Genomic DNA, 19939 nt, shown 5'->3' with positions numbered 1-19939 from the left:
TATTAATTCTTCCCTAACCAAACAGCCATCGGTTTAATATCTCTGTGTCCCCAAACTACATAAGGCACCATTTGAATAGGTACTTCTTGCTTTCCTTCGTTGGTATTTATCCAGCCTTTTCCTTTTAAAACGGTTACTCCATTCAATAAATCTTTTTGATATTCTGCCGTAAAAGGTGCTTGTTCATTCAAAGAAATATCTAAAGCGTGATTGTTATTGTCTTGTGCTTCTACACAAAATAACATTGGTCCTCTTTGAACAGCTACTTTATTTTCGTTTGCTTTGATATTGGCATTACTTGTCAAAGTTTTGTTTTCCATTGGGAAACTGATATTTACTTTATCGCCACTTTTCCAAGCATGATTAATCAATGCGTAGCCATTTTCGATTTTATAAGTAACCGCTTTGCCATTTAATTTAATGATGGTTTTGGCTGAAGAAGTAGCGTTGAAATAATATAAATCACTTGGCACGGCTTCGTTTTGCGACCAACCCGGAATACGAATGCGTAAAGTAGCAGGCGTTAATTTTGAAGTTTTAACCGATAAATTTACGTCTCCACTCCAAGGATAATTGGTCGTTTGGGTCAATTGAATAGTTTGATTTTTTACTGCTAAAGTCGCCTCTGAATTCATAAATAAATTGACGAAAACACTGTTATCTTTTACGGCATACACATAACCCGAAACCGAAGGCACAAATCTTGAAAGATTGGAAGGACAACACGAACAGTCGAACCACGGACTGCGGCAAGTAGCTCCTTGATTGAACTTTTCTTTCCCATCAAAAACCAATGGATTTGGATAAAAGAATTTGTCACCTTCTAAAGACAATCCCGACATCAAACCATTGTACAAAGTTCTTTCTAAAACGTCCATGTATTTAGATTCGCCATGCAATAAAAACATACGGTGGTTCCAATAAACATTGGCAATAGCCGCACAGGTCTCTGCGTAAGCGTCGTTTGGCAAAGCATAAGCTACATCAAAACCTTCGATGCCATGTGCAGCACCCAAACCACCAGTCACATACATTTTTTTACTAACAATATCTTCCCAAAGTTTATCAATTGCCTTGAGATACGCTTTATCGCCCGTGATGGCTGCAATATCAGCCATCGACGCATACATATAAACCGCACGCACCGAATGCCCAACGGCTTCATCTTGCTGAGTAACAGGCAAATGGTCTTGTGAATAAGCTGGACTATCGAAATCAGTCTTTTTACCAGTAAGTGGCTGATGACCACGTCGTTCAAGCAATAATTTTGCTAGGTCAAGGTACTTTTTATTATTGGTTACTCTGAATAATTTAATCAAGCCCAGCTCTATTTCCTGATGACCCGAATAGCTTTGTAAACCTTTGTTGAAACATAAATCATAAATCAAATCAGCATTTTTAGTGGCAATATTCAAGAATGACTTTTTGCCAGTAGCCACATAATGAGCAACTGCTGCTTCATACATGTGACCAGCGTCATAAAATTCATGACTCATTTTTTCACCCAAAAATCTACCTTTAGGATCATAAGAACAACATTGAAATTTGTTGTAATCATTTGCTTTCAAAGTCCAAGCGGTGTATAAATAGCCATCATCTTCTTGAGCAGCGGCTATGTACGAAATTACTTTGTCTAAATAAGCATCCAATTTAGGATTCCGTTCGTTCATCAAAGAGTAAGAAGCACCTTCGATAATTTTATAAACGTCCGAATCATCAAAGCCATAACTTCCTTTAAATTTTCCTTCTTGTAGTCCGCCAGCAAAAATAAAATTATTGATTCTACCCGTTTCCTCGCATTTTTGAAAAGCATAAGGAATCGTTTTGTTTTCAACGGTATCCAAACGACTTTTCCAGAATCCGCCTGTTACTTTTACTTTCGTAAAATCAATCGGTTTGATGGGATAATCATAAGAAAGTTTTTGGGCATTGGCATAAAAAGCCACAAGCCAACACGCCATAATGAGTACTTTTTTCATAGTGTTTATTGTTGATTTTTAAAAAATTGAAATAATTGGATATGTTCGTTATTGTTGGCAATCAAAAGACAATCTCGATTTCCAAGCCGAATGGCTTGAATATCACGTACTTCTTTTGACATATTTAAGCCACTTTGATGGGCTGGCATAGCGTTAAAATCACCTTTTGAACTGCCTTCTGAATATGTACCGACACTTGAATTCATCATGCCCAAATTAGGTTTGAATCCTGAAAAATTGCCACCAGAAACCAAATCAATTTTTCCATCTTGATTAAAATCTTTGCTACAAAAAGCATAAATCGGAGCAAACTGAAAATGTTTCGGAAGTACTTTTATTTGAAAATTACTTTTGCCGTCATTGATTAATTGTAGCGATTCAAAAGTCTCTACTTGTTTAATTACAGCATTTTTTTTGAGTGCTTCTGGAAAAATATCTTTCAATTGACTTACCGCAAAAAACTTATACTCATGAAAACGATTTTGAATCATGGGCATCTGTTTTTTGATTTCGTCTAAACCTTCATACAATCTTTCTTTCCCGTTTCTGAAATGACAAATAATTGGGTCGGTCGAAAAACTGTTATCAAAATCTTTCACCATCAATGTCACAGGGTTTTCTGTACTTGCTCTTAAATCTGAATTAATACCTCGGTTTCCTGCTAAAATATCAAGGTCTCCGTCATTGTCTAAATCACAGGCTTTCAAACAATTCCACCAACCAGCCGTATGTTCGATGATTCTTTTTGAGAATGTGCCATTCGCTTCTCTTTTCAAAATAGTAATCGGCATCCAATCTCCAGCCACGACCAACTCTTTACTGTTGGGCAACCAAATGGCAGAAGTAACCATGCCTAAGTTTTTAAAAACTTTGGTTTTTTCACTCGTATCTAAAGCAAATTCTCCATTTCCTCGATTCATCAGCACATAACTATCCGCAGAAATACCATATTGTTTTACGATAGAACGCACTCCGACAAAAATATCCATTCGCTTATCACCATCGAAATCTGCTGTGACTAAACAAGATTTATTACTCCAAAGTAATGGCATTTCTTTCGGCGAAGGACTGAAATTTCCTTTGCCATCATTCAAGTACAATCTCAATGGCGTAAGACTCGCCTCATTCGTTTGTCCGCCTGCACTGAGTATCAATAAATCTAAATCCTTATCATTATCAGCATCAAAAAATTGAATATCAGCATCTTCATATTGTTTATCCGCAACAAATGCCTGCTGATTTCCCAATACAAATTTGTCATTTTTCTGTAAATACAAAACGCCAGCTTGGTTCATCGCTCCGCCCACAAAAAAGTCATCTAAACCATCGCCATTTACATCTGCCACTGCTAATTTAGGCCCTTGTGTGGATAGCATTTGTGGCATTAAGCGTTCATTAGCAAAATCAGAATAAGGGTTTTCTTGGTGAACAAATTTGAGATTACTTTGCTCAGTAATGTCTTGCCAAAGTTTTTGCTTTGCTTTTTCTGGTAAAGGTTTTTCAGGAGAAGCATTCTTTTCGGTAAGGACAAGTAATTGATTGACAGATACATTTTTCAATACTTGTACTTTGCCATTTGCCCAAGTTACTTTTATTTCTTGAATCGTTTTAATTGCTCCTAAACCAAAATTCAAGACATAATCTACCGAAGAAAGCCAACCACGAGTAGGCTGTAATTCCTGAACTATTGTGCCTTTTTGAGTCACTAATTCTACTTTTGCTCCAATCCCAAATGGATTTTTACCTTCACCTTTGAGTTGAATTTTTAAGTAATGATTTTCTTCGGCATTCGACTGATTTTCATATACTGAGGCTAAAGCATTAAGATTATTGATGACTAAATCTAAATCGCCATCATTGTCTAAATCAGCATAAGCCGTTCCCATCGAATAACCCACCGTTGAAAATCCCCAAGCTTGCGAAACGTCCTCAAATTGTAAATTACCCTGATTCCTATACGCAAAGTTGTGTTCTGCTCCACTTGGCATCATTTGCGAGAGTTTCAAGGAAGAACTTTTCTTGACATTTTTCTGATAAGTATAGTTGATATAATCTAAATCATTCGGGCGCCGATAGATGCCATTTGAAACAAAAATATCCTTCAAACCATCATTATCTAAATCTGCCAAAAGGGTTGACCAACTCCAATCGGTAGCATCCACGCCTGCCAACTGACCAATTTCTGAAAATTGACAACCAATTTTTCCATCCAAATTTCCTTGATTCAATTGCAACATATTCCTTGGAAATTGTGCTTCATAACCAAAACTAAGTTTGAACTGAAAAATATCAAAAGGGTCTGCTCCTGCCGATTGTTTTCTGACAATATCGTCGTCGGGCTTCATGTCTAAAGTCATAATATCCAACAAACCATCATTATTAATATCGGCAATGTCGCTTCCCATCGAAAAATTACTGGTGTAAGTCGTAGCTTCTTTACTTTTTTCCAGAAAAGTACCATTGCCCTGATTGAAATAGACATAATCATTTTCATGGAAATCATTGGAAACATAAATATCTGCAAAGCCATTATTGTCTAAATCTGCAACACCCATTGCCAAACCATAAGCGGCAGCCCAACCCCAAATACCTGCTTTTTCGCTGACATCAACAAATTTTCCGTTATCATTTCTTAATAATTTATCGCCTGCCAGAGGGTCTCTTTTATTGCGAAGACTCGTGTTAAGATATACTTCTGGACTATGTACTGAATGATTCAATTGATATAAATCTAAATCACCATCGTTATCATAATCAAAAAAAGCCGCTTGCTGACAATAACCAACCAAATCAAGCTGATATTCTTTTGCTTTCTCAGAAAAAGTAAGATTATGATTATTAATAAACAATAGATTTTTTCCAGTAAAGCCTTTATAACCAGAAACTTGACTCACATAAATATCTAACCAACCATCATGATTAATGTCTACCATCACTACCCCAGTTGTCCAATAATTTTTGCCTGAAAAGCCTTTTACGGCTGCTTTTTCGGTAATGTCTTCAAAGCTAATCTGTTCATTTTCTTTACTTTTATTGAGGTACAAAGTATTGCCCGATTGATTAGCTGTAAAGTACATATCAGGGAATCCATCATTATTAATGTCGCCAACCGCCACGCCACCGCCATTGTAGGCATATAAATATTCGTTGAGGTTTACTTCTTCCGTTTCCAAAAAGCGATTCACGAAGTCAACTTTCGTATTTTTATTCTCTAATAATTGAAACAAAGGCTTTTTATCAGAAGAACAAGCAGCGAACACAAACAGACTCAAAAAAGCCCAAACAACTCTTTTGAAGTATAAATCATTACCAATTCTATCTGCTTTTTTAAAATTCATTAGTAAAATTAGTTATCTAAAACCTCACCCCTAACCCCTCTCCTGTTGAGAGGGGAACTTTTGATATTCTTAAAGTCCCATCTCTGAAGGAGAGGGGGTTGGGGGTGAGGTTTTACTTTTCCTTACAAAAAACTTGAAATTTAGCCCCATTTTTAGCAACAATAAATACTTCTTTTTTACCTACTTTCAAGGTTTTGAAATCTCTGATTTGTCCTTCCACATAAATCCCAGCCGATTTATTTGGTATCACCGAAAAAGTACCGTCGCCTTTGCCTAATAAGCAAAGTCCACGACCAGCATCGTATCTGCCTACTTCTGGTTTGGCTTCGTAGAGGTTACCACCTACAATTAAATCTGGAAATTTATCATGGTTGATGTCTGTAACATGAATGGCATAAATCGGAAAAAGCTGTGCTTGATAAGGCAATTTTTGTATCCTAAATCCCTCTTTTTGTTGATTGATTAGTACGACACTTTCTAAAGTATTTACTTCCAATTTTGTTGCTTTTGACAATTGCTCATTGGTAAATAAATCATTGATTTTCTGATTTTTATAACTTTCGTTTTTCAAGTACTTTGTCTTTAAATAAGGCAATTGAGCCGTGATATTTTGGTGTAAAACCAATGGATAAGATTCTTCTCCGTTATAAGTACACAGGATTTGCTCAAAGAAACCATTGTTATCAAAATCACTGGAAAAAAGTTGAATTGGTTTACTTTCAGAAGCTCTAAATCTGGAATTTAATCCATGATTTCCGAGTATCAAATCTTCATCGCCATCATTATCCAAATCAGCAGATTGAATGGTATTCCACCAACCTTTTATAGTTGACACGCCTAATTTTTCTGAAATATCTTCAAATTTTCCCTGCAAATTTTTGAAGACATGAATGCCCATCCATTCGCCAATAATTACCAAATCAAGTTGTTTATCTTTATCAACATCAATCCATTTTGCATCACGAATCAAACCGATTTGATTTAAAGTAGGAGCAATTTTTGGCGTAATATTGCTAAAAAGTCCTTTGCCATTATTTTGTAAAAAGTAGCCATTTTGTGGCAAACCATAATGCCGATTAGCGGCACGAATGCCCACAAACAAATCAATATCGCCATCTTGGTCGAAATCAGCAGGTTTTACACAAGCTGAATTTTCAAATTTAATGGTTGGTAAAAATTGAAATGATTTTGTAAAATTCCCTTTGCCATCATTAAAATACAATCGGTCGCTTAATTCATTACTTTGCTCTTCTGCCTCACTCCCACCGCTTGCCACGTACAAATCCAAATCATGGTCTTGGTCGGCATCAAAGAAAACAGCATCAACATCTTCTGCATTTTTGTCCATTTCCCAAAGCTTTTGATTGGTCTGTATAAAACTGCCATCTGCTTTTTGTTGCAATAATTTAGCTGGAATTCCTTTTCCAGTACCGATAAAAACATCTTCCAAACCATCGCCATTGACATCTGCTACTGCCAAATGTGGTCCTTCGGTCGAGAGCATTTGAAAGAGTAAAGGCACATCGTCAAAATCGCTATAAGTATTTTCTTGATGCGAAAAATCTGCTGAAAAATCCTTAGAAATATCTTTCCAGAAAGTAATATTTTGCTTGCTTGGTTCAGGCTTTGAAATAAAAGTTGAAGCTGTTTTTTCATCAAAAACCAAGGTTTGGTTTACTTTCACTTGATAGATTTTAGTAAACAAACCTCTTGGCCAACGAATCTGCAAGGAGTCAATTTTAGCATTTTTTCCCAAACCAATTTGCAGCACATTACTTACCGAAGATTGAAAACCACGAGAAGGCACTTGTTCAACCATATATTGTTTTCCTGCCGAAAATGCTATTACTTTTGCTCCAATCGCTACGGTATTCTTATCTTTTCCTTTGAGTTGTATTTTCAGAAAATTACCTTTTTCTGGCACTGTATTACTTTCATTTCTATACACAAAAGCAGGCATATTGACGTTGTTAACGACTAAATCTAAATCGCCATCGTTGTCTAAATCACCATAAGCCGAACCATTAGAAAAACTGGGTTTATTCAGTCCCCAAGCTTTGGTTTTGTCTTCAAAAGCCAAGTCTGCTTTACCAGCAAAAACGTAGTTTTCAATCGGTTTCGACGGAATAATGTCGATTAGCTTCTTATAATCCACGCCATCTTTTGAGATAACCGTTTTGGCAAAAGCATCGCTTGAAATAAATTTTAGATAATCCTGATTCAAAATATCTTTATAAATACCGTTACTCACATAAATATCTCGCCAGCCATCATTATCAAAATCTACCATCAAAGCACCCCAACTCCAGTCGGTCGCTTCTACGCCTGCATATCTACCAATTTCACTAAATGAGCCTTTTGAAAACTCGTTTGCTCCATTGTTGAGTTGCAACATATTCCGTGTAAACTGCTGATGATAACCATACTTTTGGTTGTATTGATACTTATTCCAGTTCTCGAAAGTCATGGAAGTTTTCAGCCTTTCTTCGTCCTTTGGTAGCATTTCTGTTACAAATAATTCGGGCAAAGCATCATGGTTTAAATCAGCGGCATCTGCACCCATACTTGCTTGAGAAATAGAAGGCATTTGCTGTGTAAGTTCTTCGGAAAACGTACCATCGTGCTGATTGATGTAGAGATAATCTCGTTCAAAAAAATCGTTACAGACATACATATCCAACCAGCCATCGTTATTGAAATCGGAAACAACTAAGCCCAAACCAAAGCCAATCGCACTGCCATAAATATGTGCTTCCTGACTAACGTCTTTAAATTTTCCACCATCATTTCTGTACAATTTATCGCCTCCTAACTCATCTCTAGTATCTCTATCAATGGTTGCTAAATTGAATGAACCTATCGGGCGATAGGAATTATTCAAAATATATACATCCAAATCGCCATCTTGGTCATAGTCAAAAAAAGAGGCGTGCGTCGATAAACCTTTGTCTGCCAAGCCGTATTCTTCGGCTTTTTCGCTAAAAGTACCATTTTGATTATTGATAAAAAGTTCGTTTTGTTTGTCGTCTCCTTTTACATCACCAGAATTACAAACATAAATATCTAACCAACCATCGCCATTTACATCTGCCATCGTCACGCCAGTTGACCATGCTTTTGTGCCTTCTACGCCTGCTTTTTTAGCAATATCTTCAAATTTTCCATCGCCTTTATTCAAATACAATTTGTTTTTCCCCATGTTGGCGGTGAAGTAAATATCCTGCCAACCATCGTTGTTGATGTCGCCAATGGCTACGCCACCGCCATTATAAAAATTTCGGTAAGTATAAATGTTAAAATCTTTGGTATCCGTAACGGTATTCTGAAAATCAATCCCTGTTTCGGTGGCCGACAATTCGGTAAACAAAGGTTGTTCACTTTGATTCCACTGACAAGCCCAACCAGTAAATGATAGCATCAGCACCCATATATTTCTTTTCAAACCTTGCATGAACTACTGTTTTGGGGCTAATAAATCAATAAATCTTACATTGATGGCATTGCTTTGGGCTTCTTCTGAAACTACAATTCTACAATTGCCACGAACGGTAACAAAAACATCATTTTTGAAAAAGTAAGGACTATTTATCTTGATAAATTTTCGTTGATACCACGATTCTAAAAGCTGTATTACATCACTCAAAAGCTTATCATTACTTGCTCCGACTTTCCAAGCTACGGCATCTTGATAATAAAAAGCTGAATTTACTTCAGCTATTTTTTGAGCTTTAAAGGTTGGAAAAAAATTGACTTCTAAGGTTTTGTGATTGGGGGATTTTATCTTTGTCGTAATCCAAGCACTATTTTTTTGTCCGCCTTGAAAGAAATCTTTATGAATGTTTTTCTTCAAACAAAAATCAAAAAAAGTAGAATCTTTCATGCCCAAGTAAAGTCCTTTAAAAAGCTTATCATGACGAACTTTTGTGGCTAATTCTTCCGATTCTAAGCTTAAATATTGTTCTTCAGGCGTTTGTTTACAAGCTCCTAAAAGCAATACAAAGAGCATAGCGTAAATATATAATTGATTGATTTTCATAATTTTCCCCATTACAAAGTATGCTTGATAATACTTATTTTTTCATTCTTCTTAGCCATTATCCAATGTGCTTTTCCTTTGACGGCTATTTTGTTAATACTTCTGATTTCTCCTTTGATACACAAACCAGATTTTACCATTGTATAAACTTTGAAATTCCCTTTTCCATCTCCTTTTAATAATTGCCCAACGCTGGCATCGTAAATGCCTACTTCTGGTTTGGCGGTATGTAAATTTCCGCCACAAAGTATATCTAATTGTTTATCGCCATCAAAATCATCAATTACTAAAGTATAAATTGGGGACATTTGGGCTTCAATTGGTAAAGCTTTTGCTATAAATTTCCCTCGCTGATTAATGAAACAAGTGGAAGCCGTTGTAAACACAGAAGATTTTTTTGCCTGATGTAAAATGTCTTCATCAAATAAATCTTCTATTTTGGTATGTGCATAATCTTTTGCCAAAGGCAATTTGCGTTTTAGCAAAGGCAATTCTGCCAATAAATCTTTACGAGTTGCCAAAGGATACGCTTCGTCGCCATTATATGCTGTAATGATTTGTTCGTTCTTTCCATTTTGGTCGAAATCATGGGCATACATAGTTAAAGGCTTTTCAATTGAGGCTTTTAAACGAGTATTTTCACCTAAATTCCCTGCTACAATATCTGGAAATCCGTCTTGATTGATGTCTGCAATGGCAAGACAATTCCAAAAACCATTACTGTTTTCAAAGCCTAATGCTTTACTTTTTTCGGTAAATTTCCCTTTGTTATTTTCAAATAATTTGATGCCCATCCATTCGCCTACAATCACAAAATCTAAATCATGATCTTGGTCATAATCCAGCCAAGCGGCATCAGTCACCATGTCAATTTCTTGTAAAGCAGGGGCAATTTGCTTACTTACTTCCCTGAAATTCCCTTTGCCATCATTCTGTAAAAGATGTGCATTCACCGAAAATCCATAATAAAATGCCTTCGCTCTTGTGCCAACCAATAAATCTTCGTCGCCATCTTGGTCAAAATCTCCTGCTTTTACACAAGAAGTATTTTCTAAAATGTTCGGTAAAGCATTTTCTCCCAATTGGAATTTCCCTTTTCCATCATTGACAAAAAGTCTATCCTTCAATTCTGGAGCGTTATCAATAAATGCCGTTCCGCCACTGGCTATGTATAAATCTGGGAAAGTATCGCCATTGGCATCAAAGAAAAGTACGGCAGTATCTTCATGAAATTGAGCTTTTTCAAAACAAGTCTGTGCCGTTACTTCAAATTTCCCTGCTTTGGTTTGGAGGTATAATTGTCCCGCTTTTCCGAAAGAACCTGCCACAAAAAAATCTTCTAAACCATCACCATTCACGTCTGCCACTGCTGTCTGAACACTCTTATTTTCAATGCCATGAAAGAGTAATGGCTCACGGTTGAAATCAATAAAAGTACTTTTTTGATGCTGATAATTCAGACTAAAATCCTTGGTAACGTCTTGTAAAATTGTCTTTTCAATTATCTGTTTCTGAGCTTGAATAGGTTCAGAAACTTCTTGCTGAATCGTTAAAAACTGATTCGTTTTTACTTTTTTTAGTACTTGCGAGCTTTGATTTGCCCAAAGAATTTGAATAGAATCTACTTCCTGTATATCGCCTAAACCAAAATGCAATCTGTCATCTACGGTAGATTGATAACCTCGCATCGGTGCTAATTCTTGATAAAAACTTTTCCCTTGATGATACACCGTTACTTGTGTGCCTAAAGCAGCGGTGTTTTTTCCTAAACCTTTGAGCTTGATGCTTAAAAAATGTTGATTTGGATTCACCGCTCTGGCATTATTTCGCAAAACCATTGCGGGCATATTTACGTTATTGATGACCAAATCTAAATCGCCATCATTGTCTAAATCCCCATAGGCTGAACCATTTGAAAAACTTGGAATATCCAATCCCCAATCTTTAGTAGCATTACTAAACTGAAAAGCAGATGCTTTATTTCCTTGATTATGAAACACATAATTCGGCAAAGGATTGGAAGGAATAGCATCTATCAATTCCTTTAAAAACTTCCCTTTTTCCTGCATCAATCTTTTAATAGTAATCGGGTCGGCGTAATAATTGATATAATCTAAATCGGTCAAATCTTTGAAAATACCATTTGCCACATAAATATCTTTAAAACCATCATTGTCTAAATCTACCATCAAAGCACCCCAACTCCAGTCTGTCGCACTTACGCCTGCCAATCGGGAAATCTCACTAAATGCCATTTCACCCGTATTGGTTTTTCCTAAACTAAGCTGTAAAACATTACGGGGAAATTGTTTGTGATAACCCGTTGAGATATTACTATGGTATTTGTTCCAATCTTCAAAAGCTGTTTTTGTTTTTATTCGCTCGTTACTTTCGGGCAACATTTCGGTGACAAATACATCTGGATAAGTATCGTTGTTAATATCTGCCATGTCTGCTCCCATCGAACCGAGACTAATTTCGCCCATATACTGTTCTAAAGATTCTAGAAAATTACCGTCTTTTTGATTGATATAGAGGTAATCTTTTTCAAAGAAATCATTAGAGACATAAATGTCTTGCCAACCATCTTTATTAATATCGCCAATGGTAACGCCCAAACCAAACCCGATAGCACTGCCATAAATTCCTGCTTGCTCGCTAACGTCCTCAAAAGTATTTCCGTTATTTCTGTATAATTTATTCGCTCCTTTTGGGTCACGAATGTTGCGTTGGTCTTTTATTAAATCATAAATACCAACCGTTCTGATAGAGTTATTGAGTAAATACATATCCAAATCTCCATCTTTATCATAATCAAAAAAGGCTGCGTGGGTCGAAAGCCCATAATCTGCAATGCCGTACTCAGTAGCTTTGTCGGTAAAAGTGGGAATGTTTGTTCCTGCTTTCACTCCGTTGTTGATGTATAAAGAATTTTTACGTTCTGCTCCGCCTGGTTTTCCCGATTTACAAACGTAAATATCTAACCAGCCATCGCCATTCACATCTGCCATGCTTACCCCTGTTGACCATACATATTGGGTAGTCAAGCCTGCATTTTGGGTGATGTCTTCAAAACTTAAATCGCCTTTATTTAAGTACAATTTATTGCTGACCATATTGCCACAGAAGAAAACATCGGGCAAACCATCATTATTCAAATCGCCAATGGCTACTCCGCCACCATTGTAAAAATTTCGGTAGGTATAAGTGTTAAATGCTTCGGTATAGGTGAGGTTATTTTCAAAATCAATGTTGGTTTCAGAAGCGGGTAAATTGCTAAACATCTTTTGTTCGCCAAAATAGGATGACATTTTCTCGCAAGAAAGAAGCAAGCAACAAAATGGAATCAGCCAACAAAATCGTTTTTGAACAAACATGTATTTCTTTGTTTTTTAAATTTCAGCTTTTGAAAGCTTTCTTGCCATTGCTCCTGTCTTCACGAGCAATTTACAAATTATGTTATCTCAACGCATTGTCGCCCGTGGTGACACGGTCAACGGCAAGCCAATCTAACCAAACCTTTCTAATCAAATAAGGGTAAATCTATCTTTTGGATAGGAAATTCCATCTTTTAGATAGGACAATCCATCTCGGAGATAGAAGAACCTATCATTTTGATGGATTGTCCTATCTTGGAGATAGGTTGACGAGTCTTTTTTGCGGTTTTTTGCGTGAAAAAGATAGGATTTCCTATCTCGGAGATAGGTTGATCCTTCTTTTTCACGCAATTTCCCGTATAAAAATGAAGAAAACCGCAAATATAAAAAGAAAGGAAGTGTTCTTGCCATGAGGCTTTCCAAAAAAGAAAGCAATCACCAAATATTCTTTGGCATTCAACCTCACCCCCAACCCCCTCTCCTGCAAAGAGGGGGCTTTTTAGCTTCAAAAGCTCCCCTCTCAACAGGAGAGGGGTCGGGGGTGAGGTCTCATTAACACATTGTCGCCCGTGATGACACGGGCAACGGCAAATAGAAATCACTAACTCACAATTCACTAAAATATCAATAACCTGTGTTTTGTTTGAAATTTGGATTACCATTCAACTGACTTGTTGGTACTGGAAAAACCAATTTTGCCACGGTTGATTCTGGTTTTTCCCAACGAGCTCTGGTAAATTTCCCAAAGCGAATTGCGTTTGTTCTTGAATGTCCTTCATAAGCCATTTCTCGCATGATTTCTTTGTAAAGATTATCTTCGTTCAATGGTGTTAAAGCTGGTAAAGAAGCTCTGCTACGAATTTGGTTAATCAAAGTAGCCGCCTCAGCACTGCTATTATCCAAACGCCAAAGTGCTTCTGCACGCATTAAAATCACGTCAGCGAATCTCAATATTGGAAAATCATTATCCATATTGGTTTGAATACCTTTTTGGAATTCAAATTTCCCTAATCTCGCTCCCGACTGACTGAAACATTTTGGGGTAAGCTCGTTGATGAAAGGAGTGAAAATTAATGGCGTTCCATCAGGGTCTTTCGCTCCTTTTGAATCCACTTCTGTTGCACCATTTGGATCTTGAATTGGTTTGCCATCCGAAGTATATTGTTGCCCAACAATGAATTGTTTTTTACGAGCATCATTATCTGGAAATGAATTATAGAATTCTTCCAAAGCGGTAAATCCATTCCAAGGACCAGAAGCAAAATTATAAGTATCCTTGTTTAATGGATGTAAGGTTTGCATGTGCAAACTGAAGCCGTTGGCATTTCCATTTTCGTAAGGAATGATAAAAATATTTTCTCGAGAAGCATTATTTTGTACGATGAAATTATTGAAATAATTTCCCTCTAAAGCATATTTATTACCATCAATTACCAGCTTTGCCGTTGAAGCAGCTAATGCCCATTCCGTTTTACCTGCATAAACGCCTGCATTCAAATAGAGTTTCGTCAAAATTGTTAAAGCACTCCATTTATTAATACGCCCATAAGTAGTAGAATTTACTGTTTCAGGAAGTTTTGGAATTACTTCGTTCAACTCTTTTACAATAAAAGCAAATACTTCTGCACGTGGTTTTCTGGCTGGATTGGCTTCTGCGGCTGAAAAAGAAGTAATCAGTGGTGCATCACCAAACATATCAATCATCAAGAAATAATAAAACGCTCTCAAAGCCCTTAGTTCTGATACGAAAGCCGCTGACTTATCAGGTGGAGCAAGTGCGGTAAGTTGTTCTATCAAACGGTTACAGGTAGAAATTCCACCAAAACCCATGTTCCAAGCCGTATTGAAAGCCCCAAAGTTTGGATTGAATTGATGCCTGTGTAAGGCTGCCCAAACACCACCATCGTCCCAAGGACCGAATTTAGCAGGTGCAGCACTGGTTTCAGAACTCAACTCCTGAATCGTCCAAGGGTCACCAGCATAAGTGTATAGCGGAGTATATGCTGTACCTAATGCTGCCACAAATTGGTCATCATTCTTGAAGAAATCATTTGGAGTAAGTTCACTATATAATTTTGAGTCTAAATCAGTACATGACAAGCATAAAAATGCAAGTATCGGCATGACTGAAGCTTTATACCATCTTTTCATAATACATTTTTTTTAAGTTCTTAGAATCCGATATTTACACCAAAAGTGAACGTTTTAGTTCTGAAATATGAAGTACGTTGATCAATACCTGGTGCTAATGGCGTACCAGTAGTTCCACCTTCGTTATAATGTACTTCAGGATCTACGCCTGTATAGCCAGAAATAACAAATAGATTTTGTCCAGAAGCATAAAATCTGATTTTTTTGAAAGCTGATTTTTTACTTAAGTTCACATTGTAACCTAAAGTGATGTTATCAAGCTTTACAAAATCTGCTTTTTCTACGTAATAGCTATTCCAAGATTCTCCTTGTTTCAGGTTAGGTAAATAGTATTTCGTTCTTACAGGATTATAGTTATTTGATGCCGCTGGACTTTCATAATAAGCTCTGTTAATGTTCACTAAGCTATGCCCAAATGCACCACGGATTAAGAAATTCAAATCGAAATTTTTGTATTCAAGACTGTTGTTCCAAGCCAATTCAAACTTAGGCAAACCATTTCCGACTACTACATAATCAGCTCTAGTGATTTGTCCATCGCCATTTTGGTCTTTAATAATTCTGCCACCAGTATCATTAACACCTTCAAAAATTGGGGCCATAATATCTCCGATTTTCTCCCCTTCTTTCAAACGAACCACTAAAGTACCATTCAAACCTGGAGGGCCTAGATTGGCTAAGAAAATCTCAGATTGCTTCCCATCAAAACTTACCAATTTGGTATTATAAGTAGAATAAACCAAACCTGTATTATAAACCAAACCTTTGATTGCCTTTGGCATCACTGCATAGTTCAGTCCTACTTCTAAACCATTACTTTTTAATTTACCGATGTTTAATAAAGACGTTCCGAAGAAATTTGGCGGTACAGAAACACTTACTGTTTGCAACACATCTTTGGTATTACGAACATAATAATCAACCGAACCAGTCAAGCGATTGTCAATCAAACCGAAGTCTAAACCAATGTTCGTTTCTGCTTTTTGTTCCCATTTCAAATCTGGATTTGGGTTAGAAGCCACCGCAACACTCGGCACGAAATTACCTTCAAACAAGAATCTTGGACCAGTTCCCAAACGTTGTAAATACTCATAGTTTTGATTTGGTAAAGCACCTGTTACGCCATAACCTGCTCTTAATTTAAGCGTAGTCAATGCCGAAATCTTCAAGGCTTTCAATAAATCTGCTCCACCACTTACTGAATAAAAATTCCCCCATCTGTGATTAGGACCAAATTTAGAAGAACCTTCATGTCTGATGGCAGCCGATAAAAAGTAGCTATCTTTATAATTTAGCATTGCTCTACCGAAGAATGCCACTAATCTTGATTCTTCTTTTGCACTGCTAATTCCAGCTAATTTATTGGCAATATCAAGTCCTAAACCTAAGTTATTGTACAATAAATCATCCGTAATAAAATTTCCGTTAGCGGCATACACATTTTCAAAAGACAACATTTGTCTTGAATAACCACCCACTACATTTACTTTCAAATCGTTAAATGTCTTTTTGTAAGAAGTAGTCATTTCAAACAATTCGTTATTACCATCTTGCGAAAATTTTGTTGCTAAACCACCTCTACCACTTGCTGCTCCGTATCTCATTTTTGAACTTAAATACGTAGAAGCCATATTGTTATCAATTTGATTCGAATAGAAAGCACCTACATTCCAGCCGTCTAATACTTCAAAATCTGCACGAATACTTCCAACCAATGTTTTGATTTTCCCTTCCGAAGTAGCTTCTTTGGCAATGGCTACTGGATTATGAAATTCTGGACTGTTTGGTTCTAAATATCCTTTAGCGGGGTCATTATCAATATACACTGGAGCGGTAGGATTGGCAATAATGGCAAAACGAAGACCATCCGTAAAACCATAACTTGCATTACGATTCGTTACCCCAACGTTGAAAGATAAAGTCAAACGGTCATTAATAGCTCTTTGGGTTAAGTTCAAACGAGCATTAATTTGTTTGAAGCCAGTTCCAGTATAAATACCTTCAACATTTCTATAGTTGATAGAACCCGTATAACTTGTTGAACCAGCAGAATTTGAGAACGATAAATTATGGACATTAGAGATGCCTTTTCTTGTTACTAAATCTAACCAATTTGTTTTGTAACCAAGGTCTTGTCCACCCGCCTCAACGAATTGCTCAGGTGTTGAGTTTTGAACAAATCTTGCTACTTCTTCGCTAGAAACATAAGTATTGTATTCGATACTTGCTTTGCCATCAGTCGTTCCTCTTTTAGTCGTCACGATGATTACACCAGACGACCCTCTTGTTCCATAAATTGCAGCCGCAGAAGCATCTTTCAGTACTTCAATAGATTTAATATCATTTGGATCTAAAGCATTTAATGAGCCTCCGATTACTCCGTCAATTACAATTAAAGGCTGAGAGTTCGCACCAAAAGTAGAAAGTCCTCTTAATCTGATACTGAAATCTTCGTTAGGGTTACCGCCCGGTCTTACTATTGACAAACCCGCTACTTTCCCTTGTAATAATTGTGCTGGATTGTTTACGTTTCCTCTATTGAAGTTTTTCGCATCAATTTTAGCGACAGAACTGGTTAATTCTTTTCTTTCAACTGTACCGTAACCAATTACAACTACTTCGTTCAATTGTGTATTGTCATCTTCAAGTACAATATTGAATACTTTTTGTGAGCCAACCGTTGCCTGAAAAGGCTTATAACCAACTGAAGTAAACACCAATACTGATTTTTCATTTTTTACAGCAATCGAATATTTACCGCTTGCATCCGAAACCACCCCGTTTCCTGTACCTTCTTCTCTAATACTTACACCGGGTACTGCTTCCCCTTTACTGTTAGTAACCGTTCCAGTTACTTCAGTCAAGGCAGCTGCATTATCCATTGTATTATTAGCGGGGTCTTCGTTTTTTTGAGATTCTGTTACTTCGTTAGAACTCAATAAAATTCTCTTTTTACTAACCTCATAACTAATCTTGAGAGGTAAAAGAAGCCTATCTAATACTTCTGAAAGTTTCTCGTTTCTCGCCGAAAACGATACTTTCCTCTTTGCCTGAATTACTTCGGCACTATACATAAACTTGACATCCGTCAGTTTTTCTACTTGCGTTAAAATCGTTTTAATATCTCGGTTCTCAATAGTCAAAGAAATTTGCTGATTGAGTACCTCCTGTGCATGAGAATCCCGAGCAAAAACAAAGCTCGTGAATAAAACAACCATGCAAATTTGAATCAACGTCACCTTCATAATTCCCAATAGTAATCGTTGTAAATTGTGCTTTTTTTTCATACTTTTGACTGTTTTGTACGGTTTTTAGACATATCTGGACAAAATATTCCCCTGAGGTTTTGTGCAAAAAAACCTCGAAATTAAAATCCGTTTTTGGGGAGACGTAATGGAATGGAGTCGGTAGTGGTGCAAACACTATCGGCTTTTTTCATGTAAAGTAAACTTATGTTTTCATAATTAATTTGGGTTTATGGTTCGTATTTATAAATAGTAATTCACGTAATTCAGGTCTAAAAACAGCAAAAAAAAATCAATAACGCTTTTCTTATACGTTTTACTAATTCACAAAAAGCATTTACGCCAATATCAAATTCAAATCTTAAATCTTGTGTCTCTTATCTTGCTTCTTACCTCTTCTATCCTAAAGTTCTAAAGTCCAAAATCTTGAATCTTGCTTCATGTCTCTTGCTTCTCTCCTAAAGTCCTCAAGTCCAAAATCCTGTATCTTACTTCTTGTCTCTTACTTCTCTCCTAAAGTCCTCAAGTCCAAAATCTTGTATCTTGCTTCTTGTCTCTTACTTCTCTCCTAAAGTCCTCAAGTCCAAAACCCTAAAGTCCCTACACTATTTCTTACAACTCTTCACATTCATCACAATCTGCCCATCAATCATTTCATAATTTCCGTGGATAATTTTACTAATGAGGTTAAGTTTTTCAATCAAAGGTTCGTCAGATAAAGTAGCCGTAAGTGTACAATTAGCCACTTGGTTTTCGTCAACAACGATTTTGATACCATAAGCTTTCTCCAATTTTTCGAACACATCCATCAATGGCGTTTCGTCAAAAGTAAAATCATTTTCAGAAAGAACTGGATTGATAATCGCTGGACTATCCACCAATTTCTTCTCAAATTTTGCCGTTTCTTTCAAATACTCTACTTTCTGATTCGCCGTAATAATTACTCCATGAACAGCAGGGTTAGTATTTTCTTTTAATTTTTGCCATTCATTATTTTCAAAAACTGATACTTTTCCAGTTTTCACCAATACTTGCATTTTGTTATCTCCTTTGGGTGCACTGATGGTAAAACTTGTCCCTAACACTTTGACAACCAATTCATTAAAATGTACAATAAAAGGCTGATCAGGATTTTTCACAACATCAAAAAAGGCTTCTCCCACTAAATTTACTTCTCTTAATTCTTTATCAAAAGTCTCGGGATAACTTACAGAACTGTTAGGTTCAAGCGTTACTTTAGAGCCATCAGGCAAAAGCACATTCATACTTTCTGTTCCTTTGTTTACTTTTTCTATTTGGTCAGAAGATTGCTCGTTAATAAACAACTCCGAAAGTAAACTATTCACGCTTTGTTCACGGTTAGGTAACAAAACCCACATCAAGCCGACAATCAAACAAACAGATGCCGCTGCGACGAACCAATCTAAAATTTTAATTTTCTTTACTGGTTCAATATCATTAATATTCAAGTTTTTTTCTTCCGCTTTTTTCCAAAAATCTTGTATTTTATCTTCTACATATTCCTCAGAAATTTCAGGTTGCATATTGTGAATATTCAATAAATACATTCTCGCTTTTTCTAATTCATGACGGTTACTTTGGCTATTTGATAACCAAAGCAACAAATCATCATCAGCGTCGAGTTCTTTGTTGAATACCCAAGCCCTAAATGCTTGATGATTCACAAAGTCTATTGCCTTGAAATTATCATAATTATTCATATATAAATCAAAATTTGTACTCGTTTACTAAGATTAGAAAAATGAAGGACTGAGATACTCGTTTTTTGTCAAAAAAAACGAAAAATAATTAT

Annotated in this window: 8 protein-coding genes; all 8 read right to left on the bottom strand. The window is 36.4% G+C overall.

The window, feature by feature from the left end; translation table 11 throughout:
• Window positions 1-2: 2 nt before the first annotated feature.
• Entirely contained in the window at window positions 3-1979 is a 1977-nt protein-coding gene (locus VB776_RS19965; RefSeq protein ID WP_323698633.1) for a glycoside hydrolase family 127 protein, read from the bottom strand.
• A 5-nt stretch (window positions 1980-1984) separates the two neighbouring features.
• Window positions 1985-5317: a VCBS repeat-containing protein gene (locus tag VB776_RS19960; RefSeq protein WP_323698632.1), complete on the bottom strand. Its 3333-nt coding sequence runs from the start codon at window positions 5315-5317 to the stop codon at window positions 1985-1987.
• 112 nt (window positions 5318-5429) lie between these two features.
• Window positions 5430-8735, bottom strand: a complete 3306-nt coding sequence (locus VB776_RS19955; RefSeq protein ID WP_407653852.1) for a VCBS repeat-containing protein — start codon at window positions 8733-8735, stop codon at window positions 5430-5432.
• 36 nt (window positions 8736-8771) lie between these two features.
• Window positions 8772-9353, bottom strand: a complete 582-nt coding sequence (locus tag VB776_RS19950; protein WP_323698630.1) for a hypothetical protein — start codon at window positions 9351-9353, stop codon at window positions 8772-8774.
• Between the two features lie 11 nt (window positions 9354-9364).
• On the bottom strand, window positions 9365-12664 hold the full coding sequence (locus tag VB776_RS19945) for a VCBS repeat-containing protein (RefSeq protein WP_323698629.1): 3300 nt from the start codon (window positions 12662-12664) through the stop codon (window positions 9365-9367).
• Window positions 12665-13354: 690 nt separating this feature from the next.
• Window positions 13355-14881, bottom strand: coding sequence for a RagB/SusD family nutrient uptake outer membrane protein (locus VB776_RS19940; RefSeq protein ID WP_323698628.1), 1527 nt, complete (start codon window positions 14879-14881; stop codon window positions 13355-13357).
• Between the two features lie 20 nt (window positions 14882-14901).
• A complete protein-coding gene (locus VB776_RS19935) occupies window positions 14902-18168 on the bottom strand; it encodes a SusC/RagA family TonB-linked outer membrane protein (protein ID WP_323698627.1) in 3267 nt (1088 codons plus the stop codon).
• A gap of 563 nt (window positions 18169-18731) precedes the next feature.
• On the bottom strand, window positions 18732-19847 hold the full coding sequence (locus tag VB776_RS19930) for a FecR family protein (RefSeq protein ID WP_323698626.1): 1116 nt from the start codon (window positions 19845-19847) through the stop codon (window positions 18732-18734).
• Window positions 19848-19939: the final 92 nt, after the last annotated feature.

This window comes from Arcicella gelida, from assembly GCF_034931025.1.
GTDB lineage: Bacteria > Bacteroidota > Bacteroidia > Cytophagales > Spirosomataceae > Arcicella > Arcicella gelida.
This window is presented reverse-complemented; position numbering and strand designations above follow the sequence as displayed.